This is a genomic window from Pseudomonas sp. NS1(2017) (assembly GCF_002269425.1).
In the GTDB taxonomy this organism is placed as follows: Bacteria; Pseudomonadota; Gammaproteobacteria; order Pseudomonadales; family Pseudomonadaceae; genus Aquipseudomonas; species Aquipseudomonas reactans.
This window is the reverse complement of sequence record NZ_CP022960.1, coordinates 770,107-793,365: the sequence shown is the minus strand read 5'-3', so window position 1 is coordinate 793,365 and position 23,259 is coordinate 770,107. Positions and strand designations below refer to the sequence as shown.

Annotated in this window: 22 protein-coding genes; 6 read left to right on the top strand and 16 right to left on the bottom strand. The window is 60.2% G+C overall.

All coding sequences use genetic code 11. From position 1 onward, the window contains the following. The first annotated feature begins 41 nt into the window (after window positions 1–41). The gene (locus CI807_RS03855) at window positions 42–614 is read left to right on the top strand and encodes a DUF2780 domain-containing protein (RefSeq protein WP_095013792.1); all 573 of its coding nucleotides are present in this window, start codon (window positions 42–44) and stop codon (window positions 612–614) included. Here the strand turns inward: CI807_RS03855 and CI807_RS03850 are convergent, their stop codons facing one another. Next, complete coding sequence (locus CI807_RS03850; protein ID WP_095013791.1) at window positions 615–1,499, bottom strand: acyltransferase; 885 nt, start codon at window positions 1,497–1,499, stop codon at window positions 615–617. It abuts the gene before it with no gap. A 173-nt stretch (window positions 1,500–1,672) separates the two neighbouring features. Between CI807_RS03850 and CI807_RS03845 the strand changes: the two genes are divergently transcribed. Genes CI807_RS03845 through creD form a run of 4 tightly spaced genes read left to right on the top strand, consistent with a single transcriptional unit; the run spans window position 1,673 to window position 5,714 of the window. Continuing rightward, complete coding sequence (locus tag CI807_RS03845) at window positions 1,673–2,173, top strand: ATP-dependent zinc protease (protein ID WP_095013790.1); 501 nt, start codon at window positions 1,673–1,675, stop codon at window positions 2,171–2,173. Window positions 2,174–2,181: 8 nt separating this feature from the next. Beyond that, a complete protein-coding gene (creB, locus tag CI807_RS03840; RefSeq protein WP_028618212.1) occupies window positions 2,182–2,850 on the top strand; it encodes a two-component system response regulator CreB in 669 nt (222 codons plus the stop codon). Further along, window positions 2,850–4,289: a two-component system sensor histidine kinase CreC gene (gene creC / locus CI807_RS03835; RefSeq protein WP_095013789.1), complete on the top strand. Its 1,440-nt coding sequence runs from the start codon at window positions 2,850–2,852 to the stop codon at window positions 4,287–4,289. Before creB ends, creC begins: the two co-directional genes overlap by 1 nt. Window positions 4,290–4,340: 51 nt before the next feature. After that, complete coding sequence (creD, locus tag CI807_RS03830) at window positions 4,341–5,714, top strand: cell envelope integrity protein CreD (RefSeq protein WP_095013788.1); 1,374 nt, start codon at window positions 4,341–4,343, stop codon at window positions 5,712–5,714. 177 nt (window positions 5,715–5,891) lie between these two features. Here the strand turns inward: creD and CI807_RS03820 are convergent, their stop codons facing one another. The 15 genes from CI807_RS03820 to CI807_RS03750 all read right to left on the bottom strand — a co-directional run bounded on the left by CI807_RS03820 (window position 5,892) and on the right by CI807_RS03750 (window position 22,525). After that, window positions 5,892–6,521, bottom strand: coding sequence for a glutathione S-transferase N-terminal domain-containing protein (locus CI807_RS03820; RefSeq protein ID WP_095013786.1), 630 nt, complete (start codon window positions 6,519–6,521; stop codon window positions 5,892–5,894). A gap of 34 nt (window positions 6,522–6,555) precedes the next feature. Next, on the bottom strand, window positions 6,556–7,173 hold the full coding sequence (locus CI807_RS03815) for a transcriptional regulator (RefSeq protein ID WP_095013785.1): 618 nt from the start codon (window positions 7,171–7,173) through the stop codon (window positions 6,556–6,558). 78 nt (window positions 7,174–7,251) lie between these two features. Continuing rightward, window positions 7,252–8,040: an amino acid ABC transporter ATP-binding protein gene (locus CI807_RS03810; RefSeq protein ID WP_095013784.1), complete on the bottom strand. Its 789-nt coding sequence runs from the start codon at window positions 8,038–8,040 to the stop codon at window positions 7,252–7,254. 43 nt (window positions 8,041–8,083) lie between these two features. Beyond that, a complete protein-coding gene (locus CI807_RS03805; protein ID WP_095013783.1) occupies window positions 8,084–8,794 on the bottom strand; it encodes an ABC transporter permease in 711 nt (236 codons plus the stop codon). Beyond that, window positions 8,791–9,510 (bottom strand): ABC transporter permease, encoded by a 720-nt coding sequence (locus tag CI807_RS03800; protein ID WP_095013782.1) that lies wholly within the window; start codon window positions 9,508–9,510, stop codon window positions 8,791–8,793. Before CI807_RS03800 ends, CI807_RS03805 begins: the two co-directional genes overlap by 4 nt. A gap of 15 nt (window positions 9,511–9,525) precedes the next feature. Further along, complete coding sequence (locus tag CI807_RS03795) at window positions 9,526–10,287, bottom strand: transporter substrate-binding domain-containing protein (RefSeq protein ID WP_177409561.1); 762 nt, start codon at window positions 10,285–10,287, stop codon at window positions 9,526–9,528. A gap of 52 nt (window positions 10,288–10,339) precedes the next feature. Continuing rightward, entirely contained in the window at window positions 10,340–11,305 is a 966-nt protein-coding gene (locus CI807_RS03790) for an ornithine cyclodeaminase (RefSeq protein ID WP_095013781.1), read from the bottom strand. 135 nt (window positions 11,306–11,440) lie between these two features. After that, window positions 11,441–11,617 (bottom strand): hypothetical protein, encoded by a 177-nt coding sequence (locus tag CI807_RS31400; RefSeq protein ID WP_095013780.1) that lies wholly within the window; start codon window positions 11,615–11,617, stop codon window positions 11,441–11,443. Continuing rightward, a complete protein-coding gene (locus CI807_RS03780) occupies window positions 11,614–12,717 on the bottom strand; it encodes a PepSY domain-containing protein (protein WP_095017492.1) in 1,104 nt (367 codons plus the stop codon). The genes CI807_RS31400 and CI807_RS03780 overlap by 4 nt, the downstream gene beginning before the upstream one ends. A gap of 62 nt (window positions 12,718–12,779) precedes the next feature. Next, window positions 12,780–15,218, bottom strand: coding sequence for a TonB-dependent siderophore receptor (locus tag CI807_RS03775; protein ID WP_095013779.1), 2,439 nt, complete (start codon window positions 15,216–15,218; stop codon window positions 12,780–12,782). A gap of 146 nt (window positions 15,219–15,364) precedes the next feature. Then, window positions 15,365–18,178, bottom strand: a complete 2,814-nt coding sequence (locus tag CI807_RS03770; protein WP_095013778.1) for an acyltransferase domain-containing protein — start codon at window positions 18,176–18,178, stop codon at window positions 15,365–15,367. Window positions 18,179–18,287: 109 nt separating this feature from the next. After that, the gene (locus CI807_RS03765; protein WP_095013777.1) at window positions 18,288–19,283 is read right to left on the bottom strand and encodes a FecR domain-containing protein; all 996 of its coding nucleotides are present in this window, start codon (window positions 19,281–19,283) and stop codon (window positions 18,288–18,290) included. After that, the gene (locus tag CI807_RS03760) at window positions 19,280–19,798 is read right to left on the bottom strand and encodes an RNA polymerase sigma factor (protein ID WP_095013776.1); all 519 of its coding nucleotides are present in this window, start codon (window positions 19,796–19,798) and stop codon (window positions 19,280–19,282) included. Before CI807_RS03760 ends, CI807_RS03765 begins: the two co-directional genes overlap by 4 nt. Window positions 19,799–19,898: 100 nt before the next feature. Continuing rightward, complete coding sequence (locus CI807_RS03755; protein WP_095013775.1) at window positions 19,899–20,606, bottom strand: PolC-type DNA polymerase III; 708 nt, start codon at window positions 20,604–20,606, stop codon at window positions 19,899–19,901. Next, window positions 20,603–22,525: a putative nucleotidyltransferase substrate binding domain-containing protein gene (locus CI807_RS03750; protein ID WP_177409560.1), complete on the bottom strand. Its 1,923-nt coding sequence runs from the start codon at window positions 22,523–22,525 to the stop codon at window positions 20,603–20,605. The genes CI807_RS03755 and CI807_RS03750 overlap by 4 nt, the downstream gene beginning before the upstream one ends. Before the next feature lie 246 nt (window positions 22,526–22,771). Here CI807_RS03750 and CI807_RS03745 point away from each other — a divergent pair, with 246 nt between their 5' ends. After that, entirely contained in the window at window positions 22,772–23,218 is a 447-nt protein-coding gene (locus CI807_RS03745; protein ID WP_025857000.1) for a response regulator, read from the top strand. Window positions 23,219–23,259: the final 41 nt, after the last annotated feature.

Genomic DNA, 23,259 nt, shown 5'->3' with positions numbered 1-23,259 from the left:
CAAACGCCTGCTTTCAGCTCCTACACCCAGAGGTTGTTTCGATGAAGATTTCACGCGGTTTCGCCCTTTCCTGCCTGATGACCCTGGCAGCCGGCCCGGTATTCGCTGCAGGCTTCAGCCTTGGCGACGCAGCCAATGCGATTTCCGGCATGCAGGGCGGCAACAACAAGGCAGCCGCTGCGGCACCGTCGTCCGAGACGGCCGGCTTGTTGAGCGCACTGACCTCGCAACTGAACATCACCCCCGAACAAGCGGTCGGCGGTACGGGCGCCATGCTGGGCCTGGCCAAGAACAAACTGAGCGGCAACGATTATTCACAACTGGGCAACAGCGTGCCGGGCCTCGACCAGTTGTCGGGCAACAACGCCTTGGGCAGCCTCGGCGCCTTGAGCGGGATGCTCGGCCAGACCGGCGGCAGCAAGACCAGCGGCCTGGATGGCTTGCTGGGTAACGTGAAGAACACTAACGACCTGAACACCGCCTTCAGCGCACTGGGCATGGACAACAGCATGGTTGGCAAATTTGCCCCCGTGATCCTGCAATACCTGGGCGGTCAGGGCGCCGACCAGTCGGTGCTGGGCAAGCTGGCCTCGGCCTGGGGCACTGGCGGCTAACTAACGTTCCGCGCGCAGTTGCTCGATGCGCGCGTCCTTCTCCATCCAGAGCTGGTTCACCCAGTTCTGGACGGTCTGGCGAAACGCCGGATCATTCTCGTAATCCCCTTGCCACAACGCCGGATCCAGTTCGCGGGTGCGGATATCAATGATCACCTTGGGCACATCGCCACTGATCAAATCCCAGAACCCCGGAATCTTTTGCTGCGGATAGACCACGGTCACGTCGAGCACCGCATCCAGCTGCTCACCCATCGCCGCCAATACGAACGCCACGCCGCCCGCCTTGGGCTTGAGCAAGCGGGTGAAGGGTGAATCCTGCTGCTTGCGCTTGGTTTCGTTGAAGCGCGTGCCTTCCAGGTAATTGACCACCGTTACCGGCTGGCGCTTGAACAACTCACAGGCTTCCTTGGTGATTTTTAAATCCTGCCCCGCCAGTTCCGGGTGCTTGGCCAGGAAGGCCTTGGTATAGCGCTTCATGAATGGGTAATCCAGCGCCCACCAGGCCAGGCCGAGGAAGGGCACCCAGATCAGCTCTTTTTTCAGGAAGAATTTGAAGAACGGCGTGCGGCGGTTCAGGGCCTGGATCAGTGCCGGTATATCCACCCAGGATTGGTGGTTGCTGATCACCAGGTAGGACGTATCGCCCCGTAGGTCCTCTCCGCCGCGAATATCCCATTGGGTCGGGATGCACAGCGCGAAGATCAACTTGTCGATCTCGGCCCAGGTCTCGGCGATCCACATTACCGCCCACGACATGTAGTCACGATAGCGGCCGGGAGCCACCAGCTTGAGCAGGGCAAACACCATCAACGGCCCGATCAGGATCAGGGTGTTGAGCAGCAGTAGCAATGAGACAAAACAGCCGGTGAGCAGGCGGCGCATAAGTAACTCTTGAAATCCTGTGGGCGGGCCATGATAAGCAGCTTGAGTCTAGAGGCCAAATCCCAATTCGCCGGACGAATGTTTCACAATGTGCCGGCTATGCTGGGGCGAGCTAACTAAGTACTGCCTTTGCGGTCTAGAATCCGCCTACTTCTTTTCGAGGAAATCACTTCGTGAAACTGCTATTTGCCTCGCTCGCCCTGGTTGCCCTGCCGGTCATGGCCGCCGAACCGACCCTCTACGGTCGCTACGAATACATCCAATTGCCGGAAATCGGCGAAACCTTCAAGGCCAAGATGGACACTGGCGCGCTGACCGCCTCGCTGTCGGCCCGCGACATCCAGACCTTCACCCGTAACGGCGACGATTGGGTGCGCTTCCGCCTCGGCGGCAAGGATGCCTCCAACAAAGTCTACGAACACAAAGTCTCGCGCATCAGCAAGATCAAGAGCCGCGCCGACGAAGACGACGACAAGGACGAAGCCACTGTGGCCAAGCGCCCGGTGATCGACCTGGAAATGTGCCTGGGCGACGTCAAGCGCACTGTCGAGGTCAACCTCACCGACCGCAGCAGCTTCAACTACCCGTTGCTGATCGGCGCCAAGGCCCTGCGTGAATTCGGCGCTGCGGTAAACCCTGCCCGTCGTTACACTGCCGACAAACCGGACTGCTGACGGACCACATGGCGCATATCCTGATTGTCGAAGACGAAGCGGCGATAGCCGACACGCTGATTTTCGCCCTGCAAGGCGAGGGCTTCACCACCACCTGGCTGACCCTCGGCCAGGCGGCGCTGGAGCATCAGCGCCAGACGCCTGCCGACCTGATCATCCTCGACATCGGCCTGCCGGATATCACCGGCTTTGAAACCTGCAAGCAACTGCGCCGGTTCAGTGAAGTGCCGGTGATGTTCCTCAGCGCGCGGGATGGCGAGATCGACCGTGTGGTCGGCCTGGAGATCGGCGCCGACGATTATGTGGTCAAGCCCTTCAGCCCACGCGAAGTGACGGCACGGGTCCGGGCGATCCTGAAACGTATTGGTCCAGGTGCTGCGCCCGCGGTGTTCCAGGTGGATCTGGAGCGTATGCAGATCAGCTATCGCGGCCAACCGTTGAGCCTCACACGACACGAGTTCCGCCTGCTGCAAAGCCTGCTGGAACAACCCGAGCGTGTGTTCAGCCGCGAGCAACTGTTGGACGCGGTGGGCGTGGCGGCGGATGCCGGCTACGAGCGCAATATCGACAGCCATATCAAAAGCCTGCGCAGCAAGTTGCGCAGCGTGGCCGCCGATGCCGAGCCGATCCAGACCCATCGCGGCCTCGGCTACAGCTACAGCCCGAGCAATAGCTGATGCGCCTGGGGCTGCGGATCTTCCTGGTGTATGCACTGTTTATCGGCCTGACCGGCTACTTCGTGCTCAGCACCGTGATGAAGGAAATCCGCCCCGGCGTGCGCCAGTCCACCGAAGAAACCCTGGTGGACACCGCCAACCTGCTGGCCGAGATCGTGCGTAATGACGTGAAGAACGGCACCCTCGGCCAAAGCCACTGGCCGGAGCTGCTCAAGGCGTATGGCAACCGCCAGCCGGGGGCGACCATTTGGGGCTTGCCGAAGAACCAGGTCAATCATCGCATCTACGTGACCGATGCCAAGGGCACCGTGTTGCTCGACTCCACGGGCGAAGCGGTGGGGCAAGACTATTCCAAGTGGAACGACGTGTACCTGACCCTGCGTGGCGAGTACGGCGCGCGCTCCACCCGCAGCGAACTGGATGACCCTGCCTCGTCGGTGATGCACGTGGGCGCGCCGATTCGTGATAACGGCCAGATCATTGGCGTGGTTACCGTGGCTAAGCCAAACAGTTCATTGCAGCCTTATGTCGACCGCACCGAGCGTCGTCTGCTGTGGTACGGCGCGGGCTTGGTTGTCCTGGGCCTGCTGCTGGGCGCGCTGCTGTCGTGGTGGCTGAGCGTCGCGTTGCGCCGTCTGACTGCCTACGCCGAAGCCGTCAGCGAGGGGCGGCGTGCCGAGCTGCCCCATTACCGTGGCGGTGAGCTCAAGCAACTGTCCACCGCCGTCGAGCACATGCGCACGCAGTTGGAAGGCAAGGCCTACGTCGAACATTACGTACACACCCTGACCCACGAATTGAAAAGCCCCTTGGCCGCGATTCGCGGCGCGGCGGAGTTGTTGCAGGGTGATATGACCCGCGAACAACAGCAGCGCTTCGTCGGCAATATCGACAGCGAAAGCGCGCGCCTGCAGCAGTTGATCGAGCGCCTGCTGAACCTGGCGCAGGTCGAGCAGCGCCAGGGCCTGGAAGAGCAGGCGCGTATTCCGTTGGCGGCGATGGTCGATGAAGTACTCAAGGCCCAGTGCGCGCGGATTGAAGGCGCCGGGTTGCAGGTCGAGCAGACAATTGCGGTGGATGTGAGGGTGTACGGCGAACCTTTCTTGTTGCGTCAGGCCCTGGGCAATTTACTGGACAACGCCCTGGACTTCACGCCGCCCGGCGGCTTGTTGAAGTTCAGCGCACAGACGCGACACAACGATGTGCAAGTCAGCCTGTTCAACCACGCCGCACCGATTCCCGACTACGCCCTGCCGCGCCTGAGTGAGCGTTTCTACTCGCTGCCACGCCCGGCCAGTGGGCGCAAAAGCACGGGCCTGGGTCTCAACTTTGTCGAGGAAGTAGTGAAGCTGCACGGCGGCGCGTTGCAGATCGGCAATGTCGACGGCGGCGTGCAGGTGGTGCTGCATCTCCACACAGTCTCCACATTGCCCACATAAATCCCCCACACAGTCTGCCCAGACTCTCCCCATCAAAACAGGGAGAGACCCATGAACCGCAGCCTGCTTTTCAAACTTGGCGCGATTGCGCTGCTGATGCTGTTATTGCTGATTCCGTTGTTGATGATCAACGGCATCATTGCTGATCGCCAGTTCACGCGTGATCAGGTGTTGGATGACATTGCCCGCAGCTCCAGCTACAGCCAGCGCCTCACCGGCCCGGTGATGGTAGTGCCCTATCGCAAGACCGTGCGTGAGTGGAAGCTCAATGAAAAGCTCAACAAACGTTATGAAGTCACCCGTGAAGAGCGTGGTCGTCTGTATTTCCTGCCGGATCGATTTGAACTCGACGGCAAGGTGCAGACCGAACTGCGCGCACGGGGCATCTACCAGGCGCGGTTGTTCCATGCCGACAACCGCATCAGCGGGCGTTTCGAATTGCCTGCGCAGTTGGGTATCACCGAAGACTTCGCCGATTACCGCTTTGAGCCGGCGTTTCTGGCGGTGGGCATCAGCGATATTCGCGGTATCGAAAACGCGCTGAAGCTGGAGCTGGGCAGCCAGCAATTGGAGTTCGAACCGGGCTCCCAGGTGGACTGGCTGGGCGAAGGCGTGCACGTGACACTGCCGGAGCACGACAGCAAAAAGCCCAATGTCGTGGACTTTGCTTTTGACCTGCGCCTGCAAGGCACCGAGCAACTGCAAGTGGTGCCGGTGGGCAAGATCAGCCAGGTATCACTCGCTTCCAACTGGCCACATCCCAGTTTCATCGGCAATTTCCTGCCGGCACAACGCGAGATTACCGACAAGGGCTTTACCGCCAACTGGCAGACCTCGTTCTTCTCCACCAACCTTGAGCAAGCGCTGCAAACCTGCCTGGACAAGCAGGGCTGTGAAGACTTCAACAACCGCAGCTTCGGCGTGAACTTCATCGATCCGGTGGACCAGTACCTCAAGAGCGACCGTGCGATCAAATACGCGCTGCTGTTCATCGCCCTGACCTTCGCCGGCTTTTTCCTGTTCGAAGTACTCAAGAACCTGGCGGTGCATCCGGTGCAGTACGCGTTGGTGGGGTTTGCGCTGGCGTTTTTCTACCTTTTGTTGCTGTCGTTGTCCGAGCACATTGGGTTCGCGCTGGCTTATCTCATCTCTGCCAGCGCCTGCGTGTTGTTGATTGGCTTCTATGTGTGCCATGTGCTGCGCAGCGTCGCTCACGGCCTGGGGTTTTCAGCGGGGCTGGCGGCGTTGTATGGCTTGTTGTACGGGCTGCTGAGTGCCGAGGATTATGCGTTGCTGATGGGCTCGTTGCTGCTGTTCGGCCTGCTGGGCACGGTGATGGTGCTGACGCGTAAGTTGGATTGGTATGGCGTGGGCAAGCGTAAGGCGGCACAGCCTTTGGAATTTGATTTGGAGGCTGTGCAATGATCGGGTTACGGGAGGATCAGTATATGAAGGCGCGGATGGTCGATTTTCTTAATCACGCCGCTGCTCATTGTAGGAGCGAGCTTGCTCGCGAAGAACGCAAAGACACCGCGTTTAGCCAGGTTGACTGCGTTATCGTTGACGACTTTCGCGAGCAAGCTCGCTCCTACAGGGGGCTGGTTAAACCGGTGGTTGGGTCTGCTGCATCGAAGGCCGCTGGCTGACCTCGGCATACCAGGCTGCAAGCTGCGGGTTATCCAGGCGCCATTGCATGTCCGGATGACGGAAGTCGAGGTAACCCAAGGCGCAGGCCACGCTGATGGCGGCAATGTCGAAGTGGCTGGTCAGTTCGGCAATCGCATCAGCCTCCAACTCAGAGAGGCTGCGGCGGATTTTGTTGCGCTGCTCATCGAGCCACTGGTCCCAGTGCTTTTCCGCTGGGCGCAGGGCGGTTTCGTAACGCACCAGCACGGCGGCATCCATGATGCCGTCGGCCATCGAGGCCAGGGTCAGGCGGCGCCAGCGGGCCGAGCCGTCGCGAGGAATCAGTGGGTTGCCGACGTGCTGGTGGTCGAAGTAATCAAGGATCACCCGGCTGTCGTGCAATACCGTGCCGTCAGCCAGGCGCAGGGCCGGGATCTTGCCCACGGGGTTGCCTTGCACCACCTGCGCATCCGGGTTGACCGGGGTCGGCATGCAGCCGCGCAGCGCAACGCGGTCCTGTTGGCCGGTTTCAGCCAGCAACACGCGAACCTTACGCACGAAGGGTGATGCGGGGTTGTGGAACAAGGTCATGCTGGGTGTGGACATGGGCATTCCTCGGTAAGGGCAGTGGGGCCTGTGTTCAATTGCTTTCTTGCGCAATGGCTTTCAAGTAGTTGTAAACCGTCGCTCGGGAGATCTCGAAGTACTCGCCGAAATAATCGACGAAGTTGCGTATGTCCAGCAGCCCATTGGCTTGCGCTTGTGCGAGGACGAGCATGATTTCGCTGCGCCCGAAGTCACTTCGCCGCACGCAGTGTTCGACGGATATCTTTTCGACGATGTCGTTGAGTGTTTCCCGCCAGTCAGCGCTGAACAAAGGGGCGGGGCGGGCTTGGGGTTGCAGGCCCACGGCAAAACCACTCAACAGCTTCTGCACCTGCGATAACGCCGTGACATCGAAGTTCAGACACAGGAGCGCGACGATATCGCCGCTCTCCGAGCGGGCAACGATAGAAATCGAGCGTAGCGTGCGATTGTTGGGGCCTGCCTTCTCATACGGTCCTAGCACATCCAGCCCAGGGGCCAGGTCCGGAAGATCACAAATCAGCGATGCATCACCGACTTTGCGCTTGGAGAACCCGTTGGCAATGTGCACGATCAAACCGCTGCGGACATCGTGAACCACCGCTTCCAGGTCGGGGAAAAGCAAAGCAGCGATGCCGTCTGCCGCTGCATTCATGAAGGCGATACTGGCCATGGCGATCCAAGCACAGGAGGTGGAGGGAGTGATTGTACGGAGTCGTCCATACCTTTGACAGGTGCGTTGGCGCGGCTCTCAGTGGTGGATCTGCGCCAGGAATGCTTGAGCCCTGTCGCTCCTGGGGGCGTTAAAAAACTCCTCCGGGGGCAGGTCTTCGACAATGCGTCCTGCGTCAAGGAATAGCACCCGCTCGGCCACTTGGCGGGCAAAGCCCATTTCGTGGGTGACGCACAGCATCGTCATGCCGGTGCCGGCCAATGTGACGATGACCTCCAGCACTTCGTTGACCATTTCCGGGTCGAGTGCCGAGGTGGGTTCGTCGAACAGCATGATTTTCGGCTCCATGCACAATGCCCGGGCAATCGCCACCCGCTGTTGCTGGCCGCCTGACAGTTGGCTGGGATACTTGTCCGCCTGGTTGGCGATACCGACCTTGCCAAGGTAATGCCGGGCGAGTTCTTCGGCGGTCCTGCGTGTCAGGCCGCGCACCGACATGGGGGCCAGTGTGCAGTTCTGCAGGACGGTCATGTGGGGAAACAGGTTGAAGTTCTGGAAGACCATTCCTATCTCTTGCAGCGTTTTATGCCTGGCTGGCGTAGGTTTGCCGAGGTCGGTTCCCAAGGCTCGAATAACACCACTTTGGGCAACTTCAAGGCGGCTGATGCAGCGAATCAAGGTCGACTTTCCCGAGCCGGAAGGCCCGCACAGGACAATGCGCTCACCCTGGCGGACGGTCAGATCAATGGCGTGCAAGACCTGGAAGTTGCCATACCACTTGTTCAACCCGCTGATGTGCACCGCGGGTTCTGGCGGTGCCTTGGTTGAAGGGTGAAGACCGTCTGGCGCGATGGTGTACGAATTCATGGCTTGCCCTCTGGACCGTAAGGGTGGGGGTGTTGAAATCGGATTACCCGATGTGCTTGCTCAGTGACCGCTCAAGGTGCTTGAGCGCTCGTCTGACCAGTTCGACGATTGCCAGGTACAGCGCTGCTGCCCACAGGTAGACCTGGAAATCAAAGCTGCGTGAGAACACCAATTTGGTCACGCCCATCAGGTCATAAAGCGTGACCAGTGAGGCAATGGCGCTGGCCTTGATCATCAGGATCAATTCGTTACCCAGCGGCCCTATGGCCACCAGCAGCGACTGCGGCAGGATGACTTTTCTCAAGGTGGTCCAGCGCGACAGGCCCAGGGTTTGCGCGGCTTCGCGCTGGCCCGGTGCGACAGCGGTCAGGGCCCCGCGCATGATCTCGGCTTGATAGGCCGCGGTGTTCAGGGTGAAGGCCAGCAGGGTGCACAGCCAGGCATCCCGGAAGAACCACCAGAGGCCGACGTCTTGCCAGAAGTGTTTGAATGACCCCAGGCCGTAATACAGCAGGAATAATTGGGCGAGCAGCGGAGAGCCGCGAAAGCAATACACATAGACGCCAGTGAAGCCGCGCAGCCAGCGATGGCTCGACAAACGGCCCAGCGCAATCAGCAGGCCCAGCAGTGCGCCGAGACTGAAAGAAATCGCCACGAGTTTAGCGGTGACCAGCAGGCCGTCGATAAAACGGGGGGCGTAACGCTCAAGCAGTTCCAGGTTGAGAAGCCTGCTCAGCCAATGCTCGATGGTCATGACAGAGTACTCCGCTGATGGCGGCTGAAATGTCGCTCCAGAACATGGAACACGCGGCCGGACAGCGCCGAAAAAAGCAGATATGCCAAGCAGGCCACTGTGTAGAACAGCATGGGCTCTTTGGTCACGCTGACCGCCAGGCTGGTCTGGCGCATCAGGTCGACCAGGGAGATGGTCGACACCAGCGAGGTGTCCTTGAGCAGGGACAGCCAATTGTTCGACAGACCGGGCAAGGCAGTGCGCGTCAGTTGTGGCAGGACCACGGTGCGAAAGGTTGTGGCTGTGGACAGGCCCAACACCGCTGCGGCCTCGAATTGACCTTTGTCCACGGTCTTGAAAGCGCTCAACCAGATCTCGCTGGAAAACGCGGCAAACACCAGGCTGAAGGCAATCATGGCCGCGACAAAGGTGTTTATCATCACCTCGCCTTGATAGCCCACGGCGGCGAGCACGTGTTGTGCAGCTATTTGGCAGCCGTAATAAATGAGCAGCAGTGTCAATAGCTCGGGCAGCCCACGGAATACCGTGGAAAATACCGTGGCTCCCGTCCGCAACCAGCGTCGTTTGGAGCGCGCCGCCAAGGCCACTCCGAGGCCCAAGGGTAAGCCGAGCGGCACGCAGGCGAGGGCCAGCGCGAGGGTGACCAAGGCACCGACGAGCAGCGCCCAGCCCCAGCCGCCGCTGGCGAACGATAACAGTGACAATTGTTCGAGCATGCGAGCCCCCGCAGATCAATAGATATCGAAGGCGAAGTAACGGCTGGAAATCTTTTTATAGGTGCCATCGGTGACGATTTCGTCCAGTGCATTGTTCAGTCGCTCACGCAGTGCCACATCGCCCTGGCGTACAACAATTGCAGCGTCGGTATTGGTACCGTCGACGTCCCCGAGGAATTTGCAGCACGCTTTGCCCGCGCCTTCTATCCAGGCCAGCAACGGGTATTTGTCGGCGATGACGGCGTCCAGGCGCCCGGCTGCCAGGTCGCTGGCGGCTTCGTCCTGGGAGGGGTAGAGCTTCACGGTGGCACCGGCCGCGGCATAGTGTTCTTCGGCGTAGATACTTTGTGTCGAATACGACTGGGTTCCCACCGTCAGGCCTTTGAAATTGGACTGGGCGTTGCTGATGTCCGAGTCTTTGGGCACGGCGATCGACAGCGGTGTGCGGTAATAACGGTCGGTGAAGGCGACCGTCTTTTTGCGCTCCTCGGTGACATTCATCGAGGCAACGATCGCATCGTATTTTTTCGCCAGCAGGCCGGGAATCATGCCCTCCCAGTCCTGGGTGACAAAGGTGCACTGCACCTTCATTCGCTCACACAACGCGTTGGCAATGTCGATATCGAAGCCATGCAGTGTATTGGTTGAGTCCACGTAGTTGAACGGTGGATAAGCCCCTTCACTGGCAATGCGCAGTGTTTCTGCCTGTGCAACACCCGCGGCGGTGCAGAGCAGCCAGGCGGTGGCTGCGGTCATCGTGCTCATCAGCTTTTTCATGTGAATACCTACCTTATTGTTATTGTTGGTTCAGGTGTCATATGGGGGAGGATCAGGGAGACGGCGTGGCCTGGATCAGACCAAGCGCGAGGCTGGCGATGGCAATGTCCTGGGCTGCAAGGCCGGTCAAGTCAGCGACGGTCACGTCGTCAGCGCTTATGCGCCCAGGGAGGTTGCCGGCCAGCACGTGCCCCAGCGAGATGTCGGCGGTGTGGGTGATCAACCCGGCGCGAAGGGCGTGGGCAAGTTCTCCGCGTTCGGCACATTGCTGGTGGTCGTCGGTCATGATGACCCGGGCCAACGCGAGTATTTGAGGGTCAAGCTCCTGTTTTCCCTGGCTGTCTGCGCCCATGGCGACGATATGGGTTCCGGGTTTTACAGCGGACACCGGAACGATTGCCTGAGTCGACGGTGTGCAGGTAATTACGACATTGCAGTGTTCGAATACGTCCTCCACCTTTGCGGCCGTTTGGGCGGTCAAGCCCTGATGCACCAGCTTCTCAACCAGGCGGGTGGCTTTGTTCGGGTCCCGCCCCCAGATGAATACACGCGGCTTCCCGAGGAGCTGTGCAGCCCAGTGGGCCTGTTGTTCGGCCTGGTGCCCGGTACCGAGAATACCCAGCGCGGAGACCTGTGAGGGCGCGCCAGCCTTTGCAGCCAAGGCCCCGGCTGCGGCTGTCCGCCAACTGGTCAACCAGCCCTCGTCATTGAGGATGGCGACGAGCTTGCCGGTGTGTGAGCTGAAGACCAGCATCAGCCCGTTATTGGTTTCCAGCCCCCTGGATGGGTTTTCATAGAAGCCCATGGCCAGTTTGACCACGAAGGTCTCACCGCCTCGTAAATAGCCGAGCCTGACATGGCAATCCCCGGGAGGCGCCTGAAACAGCAATTCGCCGGGCATGGTACTGACGATGTTGTTTTGGGAATGTTGAATACAGGCGTCGCGTGTCACACGCAGCATGTCACTGCGCTTTAGCACTGCGCGCAGATCGGGAAGGCTATAGATGGGAAACGTCATTGGGTGTTGCCCCGCAGGCTGACGACACTGGATGTGTGGACTGGGGCAAAGATTAATTGAGTTTAAACAAAGCGTATAAATTGTTATTAATGTCTAATTATTGCAATGGGGGGTTATCTCGACATCGCGCCGGCCTCAGCGGCGCACCAGTCCCCATAGCGCAATGACTGCCGGAACCCCCAACCCGACCCAACTGAGCGAATCCCACAGCCCGTCCCCGAGCAGCGCCGCAAACAAACCGGCGGCGCTGAGCAAGCCAATCCCCAGTGGAATACCAAACACTTTCCAGAAACTCGACTGACGCGGCTTCATGCCTTGCCCGCCTTACGCCGCACGACCCACAAGTAAATCCCACTGACCAGCACGATGATGGTCAGTACATCCAGCGCCGCCCAGAGGATTTTCATCGGCATGCCGCCGTAGTCACCGAAATGCAGCGGCTGGGACATGCCCATGGCGTCCATGTACCACGGCCGCTCGGCGATGGCGGTGACGGCCAGGGTGCTGGCGTCGATCAGCACGGGCGTGAGCAGGTGCGAGGTGAGGTGGGTGCTGCCCTTCATGAACACGGCATAATGGTGCTCACTGGAAAAGCGTGTGCCGGGGAAGGCGATGAAGTCCGGCTCCATGCCGGGTGCGGCCTTGGCGGCGATGGCAAGCAGTTCGGTAGCGGGGGCGCGCAGGGTCAGTGGCGGTGCGTTTTTGTAGGGTTCGATCATGGCGCTGAGGCTGTCTTGGCGCCAGGCGGCGATGATCAGGTCGGCGCAGGCGCTGATTACGCCGGTCACGCCCACCACCAAGGCCCAGGTCAGGGTGACCACGCCGATCAGGTTATGCAGGTCGAGCCAGCGCAGGCGCGTGGATTTGTCCTGGCGCACGGTGGCGAACTTCAAGCGGCGCATGAACGGCAGGTACAGCACCGTGCCCGAGATGATCGCCACGACAAACAGAATGCCCATGAACGCCAGCAGCAACTTGCCCGGCAGGCCGGGGAACATGTCCACATGCAAGCGCAGCAGGAATAAGGTGAGCCCACCGTTGGCCGCCGGGGTTTCCACGGTTTCACCGGTGCGCGCATCAAGCATGAAGGTGTGGGACGAGTTGGGCTCGGTACCAGCGGTGGCGGCCATGATCGCGATCACGCCGTTCTTGTCATCTTCGTCCCAGGCCAGGTATTGCAGGGCATCGCCGGGGCGATGGGCCTGGGCGGCGCTGACGAGTTGTTCGAGGTTGAGCTGCGGCGTGTCGGCGGGCATCTGCGCCAGTTCCGGCTCGTTGCCCAGCAGATGGTCGATCTCATGGTGAAACACCAGCGGCAGGCCAGTGAGCGCGAGCAGCAGCAGGAACACCGTGCAGATCAGGCTGGTCCAGGTGTGGATGAAGGACCAGCGGCGGATGGTTTTGCTTTTCATCACGGCTCCAAAGGCAAAAGGGCCGCGGTTCAGGCGGCCCTTCATTGGCGGTTTTTACCGTCTTAGAATTTGTAGTTTACGCTGGCGACCACGTTACGCTGGTCGCCGTAGTAGCAGTAGAAACCATCGCAGGTGGACAGGTAGTCCTTGTTGAAGATGTTCTTGGCGTCGACCGCCACGGTCACACCCTTCATGGTGCTATTCAAGCGGCCCAGGTCATAGTGTACCGAGGCGTCATAAACGGTGTAGGAGCCGACGTGGCCCAGGTCTGTATTGGTCGCGTTGCCGTAGGTGTCACCGACATAGCGTACGCCTGCGCCAACACCAAAGCCGTCCATCAGCCCGCTGTGCCAGGTGTAGTCAGCCCAACCAGTAGCCTGGTTGCGTGGCAGCTGATTCATGCGATTACCTTCTTCGCCGGTCGCGCCTTTGGTGATTTCGCTGTCGTTGTAGGTATAGGAACCTACCAGCTTGAGGTTTTCGGTGACGTCGGCGCTGGCTTCCAGTTCCAGGCCCCGAACACGCACTTCACCGATTTGCCGGGTGATACTGCCTTCGGTCACGGAGGAGTTCTGCTGGGTCAGGTCGAATACAGCCGCTGTAAACAGGGCCTTGGTGCCCGGAGGCTGATATTTGATACCCGCTTCGTATTGTTTGCCTTCGGTGGGTTTGAATGCTCCGGTGCTGCCCACTTGTGTGCCTGAGCCGGCCTGGAACGATTCGGCGTACGACAGATAAGGCGTGAGGCCGTTGTCAAACACGTAGCTCAGCGCCGCGTTGCCGCTGAAGTGCTTGTCACGCTGAGTGTTGGTGGCGTCATTCAGGTTATGGAAGGTGGTGCCGGTATGCACCCAGTCTTCACGGCCACCAAGGGTCAGACGCCAGTTGTCGAGGGCCATTTGGTCCTGGACGTACAAGCCGGTTTGTTGGGTCTTTTGGGTGTAGTCGTACATGGTGAAGTACTGGACTTTGGAAAAGTCCTGCCCATATACCGGACGATTGAAGTTAATGGTGGGCACACCTGCAGAACCCCACAGCCAACGAGCATCGCTGGTGGATCTTTGATGGTCGAGCCCGAGCAACAGCGTATGACTGACGGCGCCCGTCTGGAAGTCGGCCTGGAAGTTGTTGTCTAGGGCGAACTGACCGATGTTTTCATCGACCTTGCCGGCGGAGCGACTCACGTTGCCGTCTGCATCGACCGCGACTTCCGGGCCATTTGGATAGAACGCACCCCCAGCGGTGATTCCCTGGAACGACAAGTCATTCTTGGTGTAGCGCAAGTTCTGGTGGAACTGCCAGGTATCGTTCAGGCGCGTTTCAAAGGCGTATCCCAGCGCGTAGTACGTACGGTCGTAGAATTCCCAGTCCGGGTCACCCAGGTTCTTGTGGTGGGAAATTTTACCGGCCGGCGAGCTAAGCTTGGTGCCTTGCAGCGGCAGGAATTGCCCGGTGATCCCGGTATCGTCGCGGGTGAACTGGGTGAGCAGCGTTAGCTTGGTGTCATCGTTGATGTTCCAAGTCAGGCTGGGGGCAACGTTGTAGCGCTTGTCCGGGATGTGGTCCACGGCGGTATTGCTGTCGCGCACCACGCCGCTGATGCGGTAGAGAAATTGACCTTCGTCATCGATCTTGCCGGTGCTGTCGAAGTTGATCTGCTTGTGGTTGTTGCTGCCGGCCTGCACTTCGACTTCATTCGAACGTTCGGCCTGAGGGCGGCGGCTGACCATGTCCAGCAAGCCGCCTGGTGGGGTTTGCCCGTAAATCGATGATGCCGGACCGCGCAGGACTGCAATGCGTTCCAGGTTCCATGTATCGATTTTTGGCGTAGCGTAGTTGCCTTTGGGCAATGGCAGGCCGTCGAGGAACTGAGTTGGAACAAAACCGCGTACCAGCAACCAGTCGCTGCGGGAGTCCGAGCCATAGCCGGAACTCTGCACGCCAGCGGTGTAGCGCAAAGCGTCATTGAGGTTGAGTACGGAGCGGTCTTCCATTTGTTGGCGAGTGATCACGGTCACCGAACGGGGTAACTCTGCAATTGGGGTATCAGTTTTAGTGCCCGCAGCGGTACGCGTCGCTACATAACCGTCCACAGGGCCCCACGCACTTTCATAGCTGCCCTGCCCGGTGATGTTGGTTTCTGGAAGCGCTACTACGCCCTCCGGAACCGCCACTAGGGTATAAGTCCCGGCAGTGCTTTGCTCCAATTGCAGCCCTGTCCCCCGCAACGCTTCACGCAGCGCACCCGGCGCATCGAACTGGCCCTGGACCGGCGCCGAGGTCTTGCCCGACGCCAAGGCCGGGCTGAGGGTCAGCGCCAGGCCGCCCTGGCTGGCGATCTGGTTCAGGGTGGTGGCCAGGGGGGCCGCCGGCAGATTGTAGGTACGCACGCTAGACGCCTGCTCCGCGGCGATCAGCGAAGTGCTGGCCAGCGGGGCACTGAGGGCAATGGCCACGGCTAACAGGCTGGGGCGCAACAAGGTGTCTAGCGTGCGGGACATGGGGTGGCTCCTGAATGGAAATATTTCTCAATTGCCTAGGTGCCGAACGAGAATCGAAAAGTGATAGGGCCAAATGAAAATAAATCTGTGAGTGGTCACAACTCTTCGCACTGCATGGCCCTGAAGGTTCAGGTGTGTTGTGAGGTTTAGCCCTGCACCCATCGCAGTTTAGCGGCCAAGGCGTCCGGGTAAGTTTCTGCACTGGCGATTGCCGCACGCGTCGCATCACCCTGGCCGAAGGCCTCGATCAACAGCGTGACGTGGGTGGCCAGGAAGTCGCTGCGTTGATTGAGGTGTTCCTCCAGTGCCCGGTAGCGCTTGCCGTCCATGAATCCTTCGCTGAGAAACCAGGCCGCGTGTTTGTTCAGGTAGTCGAGTACGTACAGGTCGTACAACGCGCTCACCAGATCTTTTGCAAGCCCAGGCGGCAGTGAGTTGCCGGCCTTTAGCGCACTCTCGATGGCAAGGCGCTGGGCATGCACCTCGCCAGCGCGTGCAACCACCATCAGTTTTGAGTTCCAGACCTGCATGTCGTCCTCTCCCTGAGCCCGGTGTGCGGCGACATGGTGGGCCACCTCCATGAGCAAACGGTATTCCAGGGTGCGGACCATGCTCAGCCCGTAGTCAACGTCGTCCAGGTTAGCGTGCGGGTCCGGATGGGCGGGCTCGGTCAAGGGTTGGCCAATCAGGACCTTAGCGGCATCCAGCAGGATCATGCGGTTGTTGCCACCGGCGTCCTGGTAGATCTTGGCCATGCCTTCATAGTCGGCGAAACGATTGAGGTTGAGCGCCCCGGCCACGCCGCAGCGCAATCGGCATTCAGTGGCCACGGCCTCAGCGGCGGGCGCACACAGGGCCTTGGTCAGCGCCAGGGTCTGGCTGATGGCGGCCCAGGGTGTCCATGTCACATCGCCCGTGCCGGTTGTTTGCAGGGAGGCCTGGGTGGCGGTGCCTTCGATCCATAGGCGGGCGGAGTCATTGGCAAAGCATTTCATGACGTACGCTGTCGCCAGGCAGCCGAATAACGCCCGGCGCTGTGTGCGAAAGTCCAGCAAGCCTGTGCCGTTGCCGATTCTCGCCTGGGTGGTGCGCCGGTTGGCGTGAGTCAGGGCCAGGGTTGCACAGGCCAGCATGACGGAGCTCAAGCCGGTGCCGACCATCGCCCACACGTTCTTGGGGGCGAACAGTGAGCGGATCAGACGGCGGTCAGTGCTGCCCAGTGGGTCTTGAAAGCGGTTGGACTGATCAATGTTCGCTCCGTCACACAGCCACGCGTCAAAAGAGACGCGGACCTGATTAAAACGCAACAAGCCGTAATCCAACGGTACGGCGCGAATTTCTGCTGGTGAAGACATTTCAATGCCAGGGCATGGACCCTGTGTGTCGCTTAATGGCAAGACAAAGGCGAAGACACCGCAGCGCTGGTCCTGAACCTTCAACTCGGCAAACACCACGCCCAACTTGTTGAGGTCATTGATACCGACATTGGCAAATTTCAGCGCAGCGTTGTTGGGTGTGTTCAACACAAACGTGCGCGTGTCGGTGTCGAATACCGCCTCCAGGCAGGGGCCCATGTGTGAGTTGCTACGGCCGATTTCAGTCAGCGCGTAGACCCCCAGACTTTCGCCCTTCTCCAGCTCGCGCCGCCACCTGGCGGCATGCGGGTGGTCCTGTTCGAACGCCAGGAGTGTGCCGATGCACAAACCCTGCTGAATCACGCACCCCATGAACAGTGACGGATCATTGATCGCCGCGTGGGTAGCCAGGGCCATCAACCACTCCGGTTGTTTGAACCCGTGGATACCGTCGGGCAATTGCTTGAGCAGATGCTGCAAGCGCCGATAGGTCTGGCGGTGGCCGTCGTGGAAGGTCAGGTTGGTTTGCGGATGCAACTCAGGGTCGTTGAACGTGTGAGCCATGTGCGCATGGGCCTGGGCGGTGACGGGCCCGTTGACCAGCTGGCGCAGAGTGTCCAGGGTATGTGAGTCGGCCAGTAGTTGGCGAAGTTCATTAGGTGGTGCGGCGAGGGGCGTGTAGGTCTTGGCATCGCGCAGGCTTTTGAGGATGCACATCGACATACCTCGGTTTACACCCATGTCGATAAACACGCAGCATTTGTCGAGTGGCAACGCGGCCAGTGTTTTGGGCAGGTCGGTGGGGTCGGTCACGCCCAACGTGAACAGCTTGTGCAGGTCATCCCCTTGCTGGTAACAGCCCTCCAAAACGGTCGAATAGATGGGGATCCTGAACGGCTGTTGCTCCAGGGGTTGGAGCAGTGCGTTCATGAGTTCTGCGACATGCCGATGCGCCGAGTAATGGGAAGCGTAGGCGATCGACACCCAGCGCAACGGCGGGGTGCTGTCGCCGTAACGTTCAAGCAGAGCGTGCAATGCGTCCATTTTTCCGCTGATGATGCATTGCTCAGGGGCATTGACCGATCCCAACTCCAGCTTCAGTTCAGGCCACCTGTCGAGCAGCGCTTGCGTCATCTCCGGCGACAAGTTGACCAGCAACATGCCGCCGCGGCCTTCTTCACTACGGTAGGCCGCATTGAGGGCGCAGACCGCACGCACGCCCTGCTCAATGCTCAGTACACCGGCGCACACTCGCGCAGCAATCTCACCAAAACTCTGTGCGACAATCAGTGCCGGTCGCACGCCTGCGTCGTGGAGCAGTTGGTTGAGCACCACGGCCGCACCATACAGGGCCAGTTGCGTGACTCCGGAAGGCAGCGGCAAGGCATGCTGATGGGTCAGTAACACTTGGGTGACCAAGCCGGGCTGCAGGCCGGGTTCGTGCTGCGCCGCTTCGTGTTCGATGAGCGCCAGTATGGCATCTATCGAGGTACGCAATTCCTCGGCGTGTTGGTGCAGGTCAGCCAAGGCACCGCAGGGGTCGTTGCCTTGGCCGGGGAAGCAGAAGGCAAAAGTGTGCCGGGTGATGTGTGGGAGCGTCGACATGGTTTCATCCTCATAGAACAACTAGGGATGTCTATTGAAGGACGTTACGGTACGGATGAAACCTGTGAGGGATTACAGTTTTTTAGACACGTTCGAAATGACGGTCTATTCATTTCCCACTAAGTGATTCGGTGTTTTTCGCCTTGGCGTTCACCGTGACCCACCACGGCGTATGCTGCTCGATCTGCACCGGCAATGTCGGCAGCAGTGCATTGAGCGCCAGCGTGGTGTCGTGCAACGGGAAGCTGCCGGTGATGCGCAGGTCAGCCACGTTTTTATCCACACCCAGGTAACCGGTGCGGTAACGGCTGAGTTCCGCAACCACATCACCCAGGCGCGCGTTGTCGACCACCAGCATGCCGCGGGTCCAGGCGTCGGTGGCGGGGGTAACGGCAAGCGCAGGGCCAAGGCCATCGCTGCGCATCAGCACTTGCTGGCCTTCCTTGAAGATCTGTTCCTGCTGCAGCGCCTCGGGCTGGGCGGCCACGGCCGATTGCAGCACGCTCAAGCGCGTGGCGTCGTCTTCGCGCTTGACGATAAACCGCGTGCCCAGCGCCCGCAGGCTGCCGTCGCGGGTTTGCACATAGAATGGGCGCGCGTCGTTGTGGCCGGTCTCGACCAGGATTTCGCCCTCCTGCAACACGATCAGCCGGCGTTTTTCATCAAAACGCACGTCGATGGCGCTGTGGGTGTTGAGGTTGATCAGCGTGCCGTCCGCCAGCTTCAACGTGCGCTGCTCGCCAGTGGCGGTGCGTTGGTCGGCCAGCCAATAGTGGATCGGTACATAGCGTTCACCGGCAAACAGCGCCAGGCCAATCACCAGCGCGATACTTGCAAGGCCACTGCCCAGCTTGCGCACACGTTGGCGAATGCCTTCACGCGATTGCAGCAACGCCGCCCGCGCCGGGCCCGAGGCCACGCTGAAACGCTGGTCGAGCATGCCCAACTGGCGCCAGGCGCGGGCGTGTTCTTCGTCGCCGGCCAGCCATTTATTGAATTCTTCACGCTCAATTGCGCTGCCATCGCCCGAATCGAGGGACAGCTGCCAGGCAATCGCCGCATCCAGCACGCGGGCCGAGACCGGTTTGGAACTGATCACCGTCACAGCGGCTCGCCATACAGCGCGACGTAGCACTGGCGAATGCCCTGGGCCAGGTACTGCCGCACGCGGGGTACCGACACGCCGAGGCGCTGGGCGATTTCGGCGTGGCCCATGCCGTCGAGGCGGTTATAGAGGAAGGCGGCGCGGGCCTTGCTCGACAGCTTGCCGAGCAGGCGGTCGATGGCTTTGAGGTCTTCGAGGATCAGTTGCTGTTCTTCCGGCGACGGGTGTTCGCTTTCCGGGATCAGCATCAGTTCGGTGAGGTAAGCCTGCTCCAGGGCGGCGCGACGGAAATAGTCGAACAACAAGCCCTTGGCGATTGCCACCAGAAACGCCCGGGGTTCGCGGGGTTCGCGCAGCTCATCACGGCCGAGCAGGCGCATGAAGGTGTCCTGGCTCAGGTCTTCGGCGCGGCTCGGGCAGGCCACGTTGCGTCGAAGCCAGGCCAGCAGCCAGCCACGATGGTCGCGATACAACGCGCCAACAAGCTCACTGTGTGGGTTCTGGATCGACGACAAGGCATCACCTGGTAAACGCGATGTTTAAACTAACGAGAATTATTCGCGATTGTGTCAGAGCCGTGGAGTGGGCGCAATTGGCGTCTGTCGGGAGATGACATTAAAACGATGGCGCGTGTTGACGCCGTTTCCATTGGCTCAAACGCTCTTGCAGCCCCTGAGGCGTGTCGATGTGCTGCTGGCGCGCGCGGCTGAACAGGATCAGCATCAGCTCCGCCGTGGCCAGGGCGTCGGCGCTGGCGTGATGACGTTCACCCACATGCAGATGGAAGTGGTTGATCCAATCGTCCAACCCGGCTTCACGGATATGCGCATCCGGGCACAGCAGCGGGGCGATGTCTGCAACATCGAGAAACGGATGGGCCAGGCGGTAACCCAGGCTGTCCTTGAGCGCCCGGCACAGCATGTGTTGATCGAATGGCGCATGGAAGGCGAGCAATGGGCTGTCGCCCACAAAGTCCATGAAGTCCAGTAACGCGTCGACCGGATCGCTGCCGGCGGCAATCGCACTGGGGCCGAGGCCGTGGATCAACACACTGGGGCTGAGTTTGGTTTCAGCCCGTTGCAAGGTGCGTTCGAACAGTTGCGAGAAATCCACCGCGCCGTCTTCGATCACCACCGCGCCGATGGACAACACCTGGTCACGGTTGAGGTTGAGGCCGCTGGTTTCCAGGTCCACCACCACCCAGCGCTGGCTGCGCAGGGTGTCTTCCCCCAGCGGCGTGGGTTTGCGCAGTTGCGCCAGGCGCTGCTGTTGCGCGCTGTCGAGCCCCGGCGTTTTCTTGCGCAGCCAGTTGAACAAGCTCACAGCTGATACCGCAATGTCAGGCTGCTTTGCAGGCGCTGGGCCTGGCGCAGTGATTCACGCAGGATGCGCCGGTCCAGATGATTGAGGCTGTCAGGGTCGACACGGTTGGAGTACGGCTGATTCTCGCGGGTTTGCAGTTGGTGCTGCTGCATGCGGGTTTGCTGGATAAAGTGGTAGGCCTCTTCATACGCCGCGCCGTCCAGGGGCTCAATCACCTCCTTGATCACCAGTTGGCGCAGGCGCTCCAAAGTGTTGTTGGCGTGGATGCCGTTGGCCAGGGCCAGCAGGCGCGCGCCGTCGACAAAAGGGCTCAGGCCCTGCACCTTGAGGTCGAGCGTGGCTTTTTCGCCGCCTTTACGCGTGAGTACAAATTCGCGGAAACGTCCTACGGGTGGCCGCTGGCGCAACGCGTTTTCGGCCAGCATGCGTTGGAACAAGCGGTTGTCCGCCACTTGGTCGAGAATGCCTTGGCGCAATTGCTCGCAGCCACGTTCATCGCCCCACACCACCCGCAGATCGAAATAGATGCTGGAGCCCAGCAGATTCTCTGGCGTCGCCTCGCGGATGAACGCCGCAAACCGCCGCGCCCATTCCGCTCGCGACAAACACAGCTCCGGGTTGCCGGCCATGATGTTGCCTTTGCACAGGCTGAACCCACACAAGGCCAGGCTCTGGTTGATCTGCTGCGCCAGCGGCAACAACCGGCCTCGGATCGCCGCGGCTTCGGCCGCGTCCTTGGCGTCAAACAGAATGCCGTTGTCCTGATCGGTGTACAGCGTCTGCTCGCGGCGGCCTTCGCTGCCAAAGCACAACCAACTGAAGGGCACGCCAGGGTCGCCTTTTTCAGCGAGCGTCAACTCGATCACCCGGCAAACAGTGTGATCGTTGAGCAGCGTAATAATGTGGGTGATCTGGGTCGACGACGCGCCATGGGCCAGCATGCGCTCCACCAACTGGCCGATCTCGCCGCGAATCGCTACCAGGTTGTCCACACGCGGTGCATTGCGGATGGTGCGCGCCAAGTGCACCAGATCAACACGTTGCAGGGAAAACAGGTCGCGCTCGGACACCACGCCGCACAGGCGCTGGTCCTTGACCAGACACACATGGGCGATATGCCGCTCGGTCATGGCGATTGCCGCGTCGAAAGCGCTGTGGTCCGGCGTCAGGAAGAAAGGCGCCTGGGTCATATGCCCTTCGATGCCCTGACTGAAATCGCTGGTGCCATCGGCCACCACCTGGCGCAGGTCGCGCAGGGTGAAAATCCCCAGGGGCGCTTTGTGTTCATCCACGATCACGATGCTGCCGACCTGTTGCTCATGCATCAGCGTGACGGCTTCGCGCAGCGGCGTGGCGGGGCTGCACGTAACAGGATGGCGCATCGCCAACTCGCCGAGCCGCGTGTTCAGGGAGTATTGAGTGCCGAGGGTTTCCACCGCTTTTTGCTGCACCTGCTGATTCACCTGGTCCAACAGGCTGCTGACGCCCCGCAGGGCAAAATCGCGAAACGGGCTGGAGAGTGCGAACAGCTTGATGAACGCCGGTTTGTTCAGTTGCAGGCAGAAGGTGTCTTCGGCGGCCTTGTGCTCGGTGCGGGTTGCCCGTTCGCCCAATAACGCGGCGAGGGGGAAGCATTCGCCTGTGGTGATTTCAAACGTGGTTTCGGCGCTGTCCGGCCGTTCGCCGACCACACGGCCCTGCTTGACGATATAAAAGTGCTCGACCGGCCCGCCCGACGGTTTGAGGATGCTGTCGCCGGGTCCATAGAAGCGTAACTGGCACTGTTCCACCAAAAACGCCAAGTGGGCGTTTTCCATCTGGTTGAACGGCGGGAAGCGTTGCAGGAACTGCAGGGTGCCGTGGATATTTTGCAACACAGCAGTTTTCCCCGCCTGGGCGAAGGCATCAGCTTTACTCATAACAATGACCGCAGATTTTTTGTCGTTATCGTCCCTCATGGTCGACTCCTGCGCGGCGGGTGCCCATTGGACGTAAGTCTAGGTCGATACAAAGGGTACAAACCTAGGGAAAAACCTTACATGAATATCGTCCAAAACCCGTAGAACGCCCACTAGGCAAACTTTCCGACGAAGTGCACATTGATCGCCCTTCTGCAGATGTCTGACGAGTGTGCTGGGAGATTGATGAGAACTGCTGAGAACCGTATGTCCGACCACGATATTTTGAGTGATGCCGAGCGCGAGGCGCTGAGCGCCGTGATGCTGGAGCCTGATTTACCGCCACAACGCGTGTTGATTGTTGACGACGACAAGGACGCACGCGAACTGCTGGCGGAAATCCTGGGGCTGGACGGTATTCGCTGCATGACCGCCGACAGTGGTGAGGCGGCGTGGGATTTGTTGAAGTCGAGCAGTTCCATCGGTTTGCTGATCACCGACCTGCGCATGGCGCCCAGCAATGGCCTGGAACTGATCCGACAAGTGCGTGAATCTACGCGTGCGGCGCTGCCGATCATCATCATGTCGGGGGACGCGGAAGCGCCGGACGTGATTGATGCGATGCATTTGAGTGTGGTGGATTTTTTGCTGAAGCCGATTGATAGCGTGAAGTTGGCAAAGATGGTGAAGCGGGAGTTGGGGATGGCGCAGTAAAACTCCGGTGCATAAAAAAAGCCCTGATCGTGTGATCAGGG